Raw genomic sequence first — 11,864 nt, 5'->3', positions numbered from 1 at the left:
CAGTTGCTGTTTCGCGCGTGGATCAGGCGGTGACGACCGCGGCCAGGCGACGCACCGCGAACTCGTAGCCCTGGATGCCGGCGCCCACGATCACGCACGAGGCCACGTCCGACAGGTAGGAGTGGTGGCGGAACGGCTCGCGCGCGTGCACGTTCGACAGGTGCACCTCGGCGAACGGCAGCGCCACCCCCGTGAGGGCGTCGCGCAGCGCGACGGACGTGTGGGTGAAGGCCCCGGGGTTGATGACGATCGCGTCGCAGTCGGCGCGCGCGGCGTGGATCGCGTCGATCAGCACGCCCTCGTGGTTGCTCTGCACGGCGCGCACCTCGAACCCGAGCTCGCCGGCCGTCCGCGTCGCGAGCGCCACGACATCGTCGAGCGTCGCGGTGCCGTAGACCTCCGGCTCGCGCGTGCCGAGCAGGTTGAGGCTGGGGCCGTTGACGAGGAGCAGGCGGCTGTTCATCGCTTCAGCGTATCGGCTGGCCGGCAGGGCCCTCAGTGCCCGAGCCCGGCTACGCGCAGGCCGTACCCGACGAGCGAGGTCCGCTCCAGCCCGCGCACTGCGTCGAGGGGGAACCACTCGGCCATGTCGGTGGACCCGTCGATCTCGTGGGCGAGATGGCCGCCCACGATGCGGGCGCGGTACACGATCCGCAGCGCCTGCAGCGGCGCGTCGCCGTGGATCCGCCGCCGCGCGGGGATCACGTGCGAATCGACCCCCAGCAGGTTGCCGACCTCGACCTCGTAGCCCGTCTCCTCGCGGACCTCGCGTCGCACGGTCTCCTCGGGGTGCTCGCCGGGCTCCATGCCGCCGCCCGGCATCGTCCAGGCAGGCTTGGATCCGTCGATCCATCGGGAGAGCAGCACGCGGCCGGCGTCATCGGTGACGACGGCGTAGGCGGCGACACGCAGGTCCATCCGCCCACATTACCGATCCGGCGTCAGGACCAGTCGCCCGTCTCGAGGAACCGGTCCATCCGCGCCCGGTGCGGCGCGAGGTCGAAGCCCTGCGCGGCGACCCAGTCGTCGTCGTAGTACGTGTGGGCGTAGCGGTCGCCGGCGTCGCAGATGAGCGTCACGACGCTGCCGCGCTCCCCCGCGCGCCGCATGCGCGCGATGAGCTCGAACGCGCCCCACAGGTTGGTGCCGGTGGATCCGCCCGCCCAGCGCCGCGTGCGCTCGCGCAGCAGGCGGATGGCGGCGAGCGAGGCGGCGTCGGGCACCCGGATCATCTCGTCGATCACGCTGGGGATGAACGAGGGCTCCACGCGCGGCCGCCCGATCCCCTCGATGCGGCTCGGCAGGCCCGTGGCGTGGTCGCTCGCCCCGGTCTGCCATCCGCCGTAGAACGCGGAGTTCTCGGGATCGACGACGGCGACCCTCGTCGGGTGGCGGCGGTAGCGCACGTAGCGCCCGAAGGTCGCGCTCGTGCCGCCCGTGCCGGCGCCCACGACGATCCACGTCGGCACCGGGTAGCGCTCGGCCGAGAGCTGCTGGAAGACGCTCTCGGCGATGTTGTTGTTGCCGCGCCAGTCGGTGGCCCGCTCGGCGTAGGTGAACTGGTCGAGGTAGTGCCCGCCGCACTCGGCCGCGAGGCGCTCGGCCTCGGTGTACATCGCGCTCGGCACGTCGACGAAGTGGCAGCGGCCGCCGTAGTGCTCGATCAGCTCGATCTTCTCGGGGCTCGTCGTGCGCGGCATCACGGCGACGAAGTCCAGGCCGAGCATGCGGGCGAAGTAGGCCTCCGACACTGCCGTCGATCCGCTCGACGCCTCGACGAGCGTGGTCCGCGGACCGATCCGCCCGTTGACGAGGCCGTACAGGATGAGCGAGCGCGCCAGGCGGTGCTTGAGCGAGCCGGTGGGGTGGACCGATTCGTCCTTCAGGTAGAGGTCGATGCCCCACTCGGCCGGCAGCGGGAACACGTGCAGGTGCGTGTCGGCGCTGCGGTTCGCGTCGGCCTCGAGCAGCCGGATCGCCTCGTCCACCCATGCGTCGCGCATGCGTCCGATCCTCTCATCCCCGGGTGCCGGGGCGTACCGGCCGGATCAGGCGCCGGAGATCAGGTCCCACGACAGCTTCACGATGAGCGCCCCGACGACGACGATGAAGACCACACGCACGAAGCGCGACCCCTTCGACATGGCCATGCGCGCGCCGAGGTAGCCGCCCGCGAGGTTCGCGGCGCCCACCGCGAGCCCCAGCGGCCAGAGCACGTGACCGGCGGGGATGAAGAACACGAGCGCGCCCAGGTTGGTGCAGAAGTTGGCGATCTTGCCGAGCGCCGAGGCCGGCATGAAGGCGTAGCCGAGCACGCTCACGAGCAGGATGACGAAGAACGATCCCGTGCCCGGCCCGAGGGCGCCGTCGTAGAGCCCGATCCCGAGGCCGATCGCCATGGCCGCGACGATGTGGCGCCACCCGTGCCAGCGCTGCACGGTGTGCACGCCCATCTTGGGCTTCAGGACGGTGAACGCGCCCACGCCGATGAGCACGACGAGGATGATCGGCGTGAAGGCGTCGTCCGAGATGAAGGTGGCCAGCATCGCGCCGAGGATCGCGCCCGCCAGCGCCGTGATCGCGAGCGGCGCGGCCGTTCGCGGATCCGGCTTGAGGCGACGCGCGTACGTGACCGCCGCCACCGACGTGCCCATGATGCTCGCGACCTTGTTCGTCGCCAGCGCCTGCAGCGGCGAGATGCCCGGCACGAGCAGGAGCGCGGGCAGCTGGATGAGGCCACCGCCCCCGACGACGGCGTCCACCCAGCCGGCGGCGAACCCGGCGAGGATCAGCAGGATCAGCGTCAGCAGATCCAGATCGGGCACCAGACGATCCTATGTCCGCGCCGCACCCCCGCCGCACGGGTCGGCTGCCGCCCGCGATCGTCGTCCGGGTGAACCCGTGTTCGAGATACTGGGTCCATGCCCTGAGTCGCCACCGCCGCCCCTCCCCGCATCGGCGCCAGACCGTCGAATGCCGGCGCTGCGTCGGCGGGAGCCGAGCGATGACCGAGTCCGCAGGCGCCAAGGTCCGCCCGTCTGCTCGCGATCCGCGCGCGCATCCTGGACATCCTGGTGGACCGGGGGTTCATGAGCGCAGAACTCGCGGAGCAGGGGAAGGCCATGCCGCCGCGAAGGCTTCACATGCTGGACCCCGAGCTGGCGGAGGGCGAGCGCAACGGCAAGTGAACCGGCCCGATATGCAGCAGAGCGCCACCCCTACGGGACGGCGCTCTGCTGGTTGTGGAGCCTAGGAGATTCGAACTCCTGACATCCTGCTTGCAAAGCAGGCGCTCTACCAACTGAGCTAAGGCCCCGAGAAGAGGTACGTGGTGGGGCTACCAGGACTTGAACCTGGGACCTCTTCATTATCAGTGAAGCGCTCTAACCGCCTGAGCTATAGCCCCGTTGTGACCGGCTCGCGCCGTCAACCTTCAAGAGTTTACTCGATGGCTCGCGTTCCCGCGAATCGGCGCGAGCGCCCGGTCAGTTCGAGGTGAAGCCCACGAGCAGGCCGCCCGTGATCTTCACCGCGAGGTTGTAGATGCCCGCCAGCACCGCCCCCATCACCGTGACGATGATGAGGTTGAGGATGGCGATGACGACCGCGAAGGCCATCACCTGGGGCAGGCCGATCACCGCCGCGATCGAGATGCTGCCGTCGGTGAAGCTCACGAAGAACTCGTCGAGCTGCGCGATGAGCCCCGTGGTCTCGACCACGAGGTAGCTGAGCAGGAACGACACCAGGGTGACGATCGCCACGGCGACCGCCGCGAGGAACGACATCTTGATCGCCGACCAGAAGTCGATGTAGACGAGGCGCAGGCGGACCTGCTTGGCCTTGGGCTTGCGCGAGGACTTCTTGGCGAGCTTGTCGGCTACGGTCGTCATGCGTCGGTGCTCTCTTCGGGGGTCTCGGGAGCGGTGCTCTCTGCGTCGTCGGCGACCTCGTCGGCCGCGCCGTCGTCACCCAGTCCCCGCTCGCTGTTGCGGGCGATCGCCAGGATCCGGTCGTCCTTGTCGGGCCGCGCGAACAGCACGCCCATGGTGTCTCGGCCCTTCGCGGGGACCTCGGCAACGGCCGAGCGTACCACCTTGCCCTTGGCGAGGACCACGAGCACCTCGTCCTCCTCGTCGACGATCAGGCCGCCCGCGAGGGTTCCCCGCTCGTCGTTCAGCTTGAGCGCCTTGATGCCCAGTCCGCCGCGGCCCTGCACGCGGTACTCGTCGATCGAGGTGCGCTTGGCGTAGCCGCCGTCGGTCACGACGAACACGAACGTGCCCGGCCGGGCGACGCCCGCCGTGAGGAGGTCGTCGTCGGCCCGGAACGACATGCCCTTCACGCCGCTCGTCGAGCGGCCCATCGGGCGCAGCGCCTCGTCGGTGGCCGAGAACCGCAGCGACATGCCCTTTCGGCTGAGCAGCAGGATGTCGTCGTCCTGGTTCACGAGCATCGCCGAGACGAGCTCGTCGCCCTCGCGGAGATTGATGGCGATGATGCCCCCCTGGCGGTTCGAGTCGTAGTCGGCCAGGCGCGACTTCTTCACGAGACCCGAGCGGGTGGCGAGCACGAGGTACTCGGCGGCGTCGTACTCGCGCAGCTCGATGACCTGCGCGATCTGCTCCTCGGGCTGCAGCGCGAGCAGGTTCGCCACGTGCAGGCCCTTGGCGTCGCGGCCGGCCTCGGGCACCTCGTACGCCTTGATGCGGTAGACCCGGCCCTTGGTCGTGAAGAACAGCAGCCAGTGGTGCGTCGTCGTCACGAAGAAGTGCTCCACGACGTCGTCGGCCCGCAGCTGCGCCCCGCGCACGCCCTTGCCGCCGCGGCGCTGCGAGCGGTAGTTGTCGCTGCGCGTGCGCTTGATGTAGCCGTCGCGGGTGATCGTGACGACCATCTCCTCCTCCGCGATGAGGTCCTCGATCGACACGTCGCCGTCGAAGCCGGGGAGGATCTGCGTGCGACGCTCGTCGCCGAAGCGGTCGACGATCGCCGTGAGCTCGGTCTTGATGATGTCGCGCTGGCGCATCTCGTCGGCGATGATCGCCTTGAAGTCCGCGATCTGCGCCTCGAGCTCCTGCGCCTCGTCGACGATCTTCTGCCGCTCGAGCGCCGCGAGGCGGCGCAGCTGCATCGCGAGGATCGCGTCGGCCTGCAGGTCGTCGATGTCGAGCAGCGACTTCAGGCCCGTGCGGGCGTCGTCGACCGTGGGCGAGCGGCGGATGAGCGCGATGACCTCGTCGAGCGCGTCGAGCGCCTTGAGGTAGCCGCGCAGGATGTGCATGCGCTCCTCGGCCTTGCGCAGGCGGAAGTGCGTGCGGCGCACGATCACGTCGAGCTGGTGGGTGATCCACAGCGTGATGAACGCGTCGAGCGGCAGCGTGCGGGGCACGCCGTCGACGATCGCGAGCATGTTCGCGCCGAAGTTCTCCTGCAGCGAGGTGTGCTTGTAGAGGTTGTTCAGCACGACCTTCGCCACGGCGTCGCGCTTGAGCACGACGACCAGGCGCTGACCGGTGCGGCTCGAGCTCTCGTCGCGGATGTCGGCGATGCCCGTCACACGGCCCTCGCGGGCGAGCTCGCCGATCTTCACGGCGAGGTTGTCGGGGTTGACCTGGTACGGCAGCTCGGTGATGACGAGGCAGGTGCGGCCCTGGATCTCCTCGATCTCGACGACCGCGCGCATCGTGATCGATCCGCGGCCCGTGCGGTACGCCTCGTGGATGCCCTTGTTCCCGAGGATCTGCGCGCCGGTCGGGAAGTCGGGTCCCGGGATGCGCTGGATGAGACCGGCGAGCAGCTCCTCGCGCGGCAGCTGCGGGTTGTCGAGCACCCACAGGGCGCCGGCGGCCACCTCGCGTAGGTTGTGCGGCGGGATGTTGGTCGCCATGCCGACGGCGATGCCGACCGAGCCGTTCACGAGCAGGTTCGGGAACCGCGCCGGCAGGACGGACGGCTCCTGGGTCTGGCCGTCGTAGTTGTCCTCGAAGTCGACGGTCTCCTCTTCGATGTCGCGCACCATCTCGAGCGCCAGCGGAGCCATCTTCGTCTCGGTGTAACGCGGGGCCGCCGCGCCCTGGTTGCCCGGCGAGCCGAAGTTGCCCTGACCGAGCGCGAGCGGGTAGCGCATCGACCACGGCTGGACGAGGCGGACGAGGGTGTCGTAGATCGCGCTGTCGCCGTGCGGGTGGTACTGACCCATCACCTCGCCGACGACGCGCGTGCACTTCGAGAACGACTTGTCGGGCCGGAAGCCGCCGTCGTACATCGCGTAGATCACGCGACGGTGCACGGGCTTGAGGCCGTCGCGCACATCGGGCAGCGCGCGCCCGATGATCACGCTCATCGCGTAGTCGAGGTAGCTGCGCTGCATCTCCGACTGCAGATCGACCTGGTCGATGCGGCCGTGGTTGTGATCCGCGTTGATGTCGGGGCGCTCTTCGTCTGCCATGTCCGTCTTTCCCTACGTCTGGTTCCGCTGTCCGTGTCGACTCAGATGTCGAGGAACCGGACGTCCTTCGCGTTGCGCTGGATGAAGCTGCGGCGGGACTCGACGTCCTCGCCCATCAGCACGGAGAAGATCTCGTCGGCCGCGGCCGCGTCGTCGATGGTGACCTGACGCAGCGTGCGCGTCTCGGGATCCATCGTCGTCTCCCACAGCTCGCTGTCGTTCATCTCGCCGAGACCCTTGTACCGCTGCAGGCCGGCGTCCTTGGGCAGGCGCTTGCCGTTCGCGAGGCCCTCCTTCAGCAGCGCGTCGCGCTCGCGGTCCGAGTACACGTACTCGTGCGGCGCGTTCGACCACTTCAGGCGGTACAGCGGCGGCATCGCGAGGTAGACGTAGCCGGCGTCGATGAGGCCGCGCATGTACCGGAACAGCAGCGTGAGCAGCAGCGTCGTGATGTGCTGGCCGTCGACGTCGGCATCGGTCATCAGCACGATCTTGTGATAGCGCGCCTTCTCGATGTCGAACTCCGGCCCGATGCCCGTGCCGAAGGCCTGGATCATCGCCTGCACCTCGCGGTTGCCGAGGGCCTTGTCGATGCGAGCGCGCTCGACGTTCAGGATCTTGCCGCGCAGGGCCAGGATCGCCTGGGTGCGCGGATCGCGGCCGCCGACAGCCGATCCGCCGGCGGAGTCTCCCTCGACGAGGAAGATCTCGGAGATCGACGGGTCCTTGCTCGTGCAGTCCTTGAGCTTGTCGGGCATCGCGGCCGACTCGAACACGCTCTTGCGGCGCGCGGTCTCGCGCGCCTTGCGGGCGGCCAGGCGCGCGGTGGCCGCGTCGATCGCCTTGCGGATGATGTTCTTGGCCTGCTGCGGGTTGCGCTCGAACCAGGCGCCGAGCTCCTCGTTCACCACGCGCTGCACGAAGGCCTTGACCTCGGTGTTGCCGAGCTTCGTCTTGGTCTGACCCTCGAACTGCGGCTCGCTGAGCTTGACGGAGATGACGGCCATGAGGCCCTCGCGGACGTCCTCTCCCGTAAGGTTGTCCTCCTTCTCCTTGAGCAGGTTGTTCGCGCGCGCGTACCGGTTCACGAGGGTGGTCAGCGCGGCGCGGAAGCCCTCCTCGTGCGTGCCGCCCTCGTGCGTGTTGATCATGTTCGCGTAGGTGAACACGTTCTCGCTGTACGAGGTGGTCCACTGCATGGCGACCTCGAGCGAGATGTTCCGCTCGGTGTTCGCCGTCTCGCTCGAGAAGTCGATGACCTCCTCGTGCACGCGCTCGGCCTTGCGCACCTTGCACAGGTACTCGACGTAGTCGACGAGGCCGCGCTCGTAGAGGAAGGTGTCGTGACGCTGCACGAGCTCGGGCGAGCCGTCCTCGAGCTCGTCCTCTTCCATGGCGGCCGGGCGCTCGTCCTTGAAGTCGATCCGCAGGCCCTTGTTCAGGAACGCCGTCTGCTGGAACCGCGTGCGCAGGGTCTCGTAGTCGAAGTCGATCGTCTCGGTGAAGATCTCGGGGTCCGGCCAGAACGTGATCGTCGTGCCGGTCTCGTCGGTCGGCTCGCCCTGCTCCACGGGGCCGAGCGGCGCGCCGCCGTTCGCGAAGGACTGGCGCCACTCGTAGCCGTCGCGCTTGACGACCGCGTCGAGGCGCGTCGAGAGCGCGTTCACGACGGACGATCCGACGCCGTGCAGGCCGCCCGAGACGGCGTATCCGCCGCCGCCGAACTTGCCGCCCGCGTGCAGCACCGTGAGCACGACCTCGAGCGTCGACTTCTTCTCGGTCTTGTGCTCGGCGACCGGGATGCCGCGGCCGTTGTCGACGACCCGGATGCCGCCGTCCTCGAGGATCGTGACCTCGATCGTGTCGCAGTAGCCGGCGAGGGCCTCGTCCACCGAGTTGTCGACGATCTCGTACACCAGATGGTGCAGGCCGCGCGGGCCGGTCGAGCCGATGTACATGCCGGGGCGCTTGCGCACGGCCTCGAGGCCTTCCAGCACCTGGATGTTGTCGGCGCCGTAGTTCCCCTGGGACGCATCACCCCCGGCGGCAGCGGTGTTCTCGGGCTCGCTCTGAGGGGTGTCCGTCGTCATATGGGGGCGCGCTCCGCATTCCGTGGGTATGGGCACCTCCATCCTAGCCGGGAATCGGTTCTCAACAGCCGCAGACAGGCCCGCAGAGGCCATAACGGGAGCGGGGGCAGGACGCCGATCGTGGTCGGGGGTGTTGCGGGCGCTGTGACGCCGCACGGCCTCGGCTCGCGCGATCAGCCGTAGGTGTCGCGCGGCCCGCGACCCGGCACCGTGCGCGGACCCCACTTCCAGGTGGGGGCGTCGGGTCCGACGAAGCGCACGTTCTCGACCGCCGCGTCAGGGAAGCGGGTGACGACCTGGGTCAGGATGTGCGAGCGCATGAACTGCAGGTTCTTGGCCCACGCCGTCGAGTCGCACTGGATCGTGAGGGTGCCGTCGACGAGCGAGGTCGGGGTCGAGTGCTGGGCCGTCTCGGCGCCGGCGACCTCCTCCCATCGCCGCACGAGGTCCTCGCGCGCGAGCTGGCCCGACCAGCCGTGCTGCTTGGACAGCGCGTCGAGCGCGTCGCCCACCGGCTTCGGATCGCGTCCCGGCGTGAACGGCAGGTTCTCGTCGCCCTCCGCGGGCCGGCGTCGCCGGCGGCGCTTGGCGTACTTCGACGGCTCGAGCCCGCGCAGCCGCAGGTAGGTGGCGAGCGTCTCGGGCACCTCGGGGGTCGGCTCACTCATCGCGGTCCTCCCCGGCGGTGAGGGGATGGTCGGCGAGCGCGCCGAGGATGCGCCCGTGCTCGATCCGCACGGCGTTGGCGCGCAGGGGCTCCGGCACATCGGCCGAGACGGCGGCCGTGACGATGACCTGCTCGTACCCGGCGACGACCCCCGCCAGGCGCGCGCGCCGGTCGGCATCGAGCTCGGCGAAGACGTCGTCGAGGATGAGGATCGGATCGCCGCCTGGCGACTCGGCCCGCAGCAGCTCGGCCGAGGCGAGCCGCAGCGACAGCGCGGCCGACCAGCTCTCGCCGTGCGACGCGTACCCCTTCACGGGCAGGCCGCGCAGCCGCAGCAGCAGGTCGTCGCGGTGCGGGCCGACGAGCGTGAGCCCGCGCTCGAGCTCGAGCGGGCGCTTCGCCTCCAGCGCCGCGCGGAACTGCGCCGCCGTCTCGCCCTCGCCGCCGGCGTCGGCATCCTCCCCGTCCTCGGGGTCGGCTCCGTGGATCGTGAGCGTCCACGACAGCTCGGGGCGATGATCCGCCCCCGCCACGCCCTCGTACGCCGCGGCGACCGGTCCTGACAGATCCTGCGCCAGCCGGATGCGCGCGTCGATGATCTCCGATCCGAGCGAGACGAGCTTGTCGTCCCACACGTCGAGGGTCGTCAGCTGCGCGGCCTTCATGCCCCGCGCCCTGGCCGACTTGAGCAGCGTGGTGCGCTGGCGCAGCGTGCGGTCGTAGTCGGCGAGCACGCCCGCCAGCCGCGGGGTGCGCTGCACGAGCAGCTGATCGGCGAAGCGCCGGCGCTCGGACGGATTGCCCCGCACGATCTGCAGGTCCTCGGGCGCGAAGAGCACGACCTGGGCGTATCGCGGCAGCTCACCGGGGCGTGACGGCGAGCCGCCGATGCGCGCGCGGTTCGATCCCTGCCGGTTGATCTGCAGCTCGAGAACGATGCGGCGGGCGCCGTGGGCGAGGCGGGCGCGGACGAAGGCCGCATCCTCCCCTTCCCGAACCAGCGGCGCATCGGAGGACACCCGGTGCGAGCCGAGCGTGGCGAGGTAGGCGACGGCCTCGGCGAGGTTCGTCTTGCCCTGTCCATTGCGCCCCACGAGCACGTTCGGCCCAGGCAGCAGCTCGAGCTCGGCCTCCGCGTAGTTGCGGAAGTCCTTCAGGCTCAAGTGCTCGATGATCACTCGAAAACCCTAGCTTTCGGGCCCGACAGTGGGCCGAGGCCGTGGCGGACTCAGCGCAGCAGCAGGTTCGGCTGCAGCAGGTACTTGAACGAGTCGCTGCCGGCCTGATCCACCGAGGTCTGGCTCGTGATGAGCACGGGGCTGAGCTTGTTGGCGTTCTCGCTCGAGGTGAACGTGATGCGCGCGAACTCGCTCTTCACGGCGCCGAGCGCCTCGAGGAGGTACTGCGGGTTGAGCCCGAGCGTGACGTCCTCGCCCTGCAGGTGCGCGTCGACCGACTCCGACGCGCGGGCCTGGTCGCCGCCGGAGGCGTCCATCGTCACGGCCGAGGTCGTGAAGGTGAAGCGCAGCGGCGCGGAGCGGTCGAGCACGAGCGAGACGCGGCGCACGGCCTCGGCGAGATCGGCGGTGCTGACCACGGCGTAGTGGTCGGTCTGCTCCGGGAACAGCCGGCGCACCGGGGGGAAGTTGCCCTTGATGAGCAGCGAGGTGACGGTCTTGTTGCCCGACGTGAACGCGATGATCTCGCGGTCGCCCGATCCGCTGAACGCGATGGAGATCTCGCCGCCGTGCGAGAAGGTCTTGCCGACCTCCTGCAGGGTGCGGGCCGGCACGAGCGCGTGCGCCTCGTCCTGGCTGCCGTCCCACTGGATGTCGCTCAGCGCCACGCGGTAGCGGTCGGTCGCCACGAGGCTGAGCTGCGTGCCGGTGACCTCCAGCTGCACGCCCGTGAGCACGGGGGTGACGTCGTCGCGCGAGGCGGCGAAGGCGACCTGCGAGATCGCGGTGCCGAAGTCCTCGGCGGGGACGAGACCGGACTCGCCGGAGACCTCGGGGATCGCGGGGTACTCCTCGACGGGCATCGCCGCGAGGGCGAACCGGGCGGAGCCGCAGGTGAGGGCGATGTTGCCGTCCTCCTCCGTCACCATCTCGATCGGCGCGTTCGGCAGGCGGCTCGCGATGTCCGAGAGCAGGCGGCCGTGGACCAGGATCGTGCCGGGCTCGTCGACCGTCGCCTCGATCGTCGTGCGCGCCGACGCCTCGTAGTCGAACGCCGACAGCGCGAGCGAGCCGTCCTCGGATGCCTCGATGAGCACGCCGGCGAGGATCGGCTGAGGGTTCCGCTGAGGCAGGAGCTTGACGACGAACGACACGGCCTCGCTGAAGACATCACGGTTCACGTGGAACTTCACAGGTGGATCCCCTCGTATCGCCACGGTTCCCTATCCGTGGGGAATCCCATGCTAGTGCCCACCGGCAGACGCCGTGTTGCGCCGGCTCGTCCGGTGAAGGTCATCGGATCGCGCACAAGGAAGAGATGTTCTTTCTTGGTATTCACTGCTGTGGATAATGTGGATAACTCTGTGGATGCCTGTCGCGCGTAGGGAACTACATCCGTGTGAGATGTGGAACGGCTGCGGATGAGCGGTGAGGGAATCTCGTCCTCCGGCGGTCGCGGTCACAGGCCGGTCCACATCCGC

The 11,864-nt window shown here is 69.5% G+C and carries 10 protein-coding genes and 2 tRNA genes; all 12 read right to left on the bottom strand.

Annotated features, from left to right (window positions below):
- Positions 1-22 precede the first annotated feature (22 nt).
- Complete coding sequence (gene aroQ / locus ACWDR7_RS00445; RefSeq protein WP_449852975.1) at positions 23-463, bottom strand: type II 3-dehydroquinate dehydratase; 441 nt, start codon at positions 461-463, stop codon at positions 23-25.
- Positions 464-495: 32 nt separating this feature from the next.
- Complete coding sequence (locus ACWDR7_RS00440) at positions 496-918, bottom strand: NUDIX hydrolase (protein ID WP_449852974.1); 423 nt, start codon at positions 916-918, stop codon at positions 496-498.
- 23 nt (positions 919-941) lie between these two features.
- Positions 942-2,003 (bottom strand): PLP-dependent cysteine synthase family protein, encoded by a 1,062-nt coding sequence (locus ACWDR7_RS00435; protein WP_449852973.1) that lies wholly within the window; start codon positions 2,001-2,003, stop codon positions 942-944.
- 45 nt (positions 2,004-2,048) lie between these two features.
- Entirely contained in the window at positions 2,049-2,825 is a 777-nt protein-coding gene (locus tag ACWDR7_RS00430) for a TSUP family transporter (RefSeq protein ID WP_449852972.1), read from the bottom strand.
- A gap of 418 nt (positions 2,826-3,243) precedes the next feature.
- Positions 3,244-3,316 (bottom strand) — tRNA-Ala (locus ACWDR7_RS00425).
- 13 nt (positions 3,317-3,329) lie between these two features.
- A tRNA-Ile gene (locus ACWDR7_RS00420) sits at positions 3,330-3,406 on the bottom strand.
- 79 nt (positions 3,407-3,485) lie between these two features.
- Positions 3,486-3,890: a DUF3566 domain-containing protein gene (locus ACWDR7_RS00415; RefSeq protein WP_449852971.1), complete on the bottom strand. Its 405-nt coding sequence runs from the start codon at positions 3,888-3,890 to the stop codon at positions 3,486-3,488.
- A complete protein-coding gene (gene gyrA, locus ACWDR7_RS00410; protein WP_449852970.1) occupies positions 3,887-6,448 on the bottom strand; it encodes a DNA gyrase subunit A in 2,562 nt (853 codons plus the stop codon). The genes ACWDR7_RS00415 and gyrA overlap by 4 nt, the downstream gene beginning before the upstream one ends.
- Before the next feature lie 41 nt (positions 6,449-6,489).
- Positions 6,490-8,538, bottom strand: a complete 2,049-nt coding sequence (gene gyrB, locus ACWDR7_RS00405) for a DNA topoisomerase (ATP-hydrolyzing) subunit B (RefSeq protein ID WP_449852969.1) — start codon at positions 8,536-8,538, stop codon at positions 6,490-6,492.
- Positions 8,539-8,711: 173 nt separating this feature from the next.
- Positions 8,712-9,206 (bottom strand): DUF721 domain-containing protein, encoded by a 495-nt coding sequence (locus ACWDR7_RS00400; RefSeq protein WP_449852968.1) that lies wholly within the window; start codon positions 9,204-9,206, stop codon positions 8,712-8,714.
- Positions 9,199-10,383, bottom strand: a complete 1,185-nt coding sequence (gene recF / locus ACWDR7_RS00395) for a DNA replication/repair protein RecF (RefSeq protein ID WP_449852967.1) — start codon at positions 10,381-10,383, stop codon at positions 9,199-9,201. The genes ACWDR7_RS00400 and recF overlap by 8 nt, the downstream gene beginning before the upstream one ends.
- Positions 10,384-10,433: 50 nt before the next feature.
- Entirely contained in the window at positions 10,434-11,576 is a 1,143-nt protein-coding gene (gene dnaN / locus ACWDR7_RS00390) for a DNA polymerase III subunit beta (protein WP_449852966.1), read from the bottom strand.
- Positions 11,577-11,864: the final 288 nt, after the last annotated feature.

It is taken from the genome of Microbacterium sp. NPDC003461, from assembly GCF_053588335.1.
The sequence above is the reverse complement of the archived record's forward strand: the minus strand, read 5'-3'. Positions and strand labels throughout refer to the sequence as shown.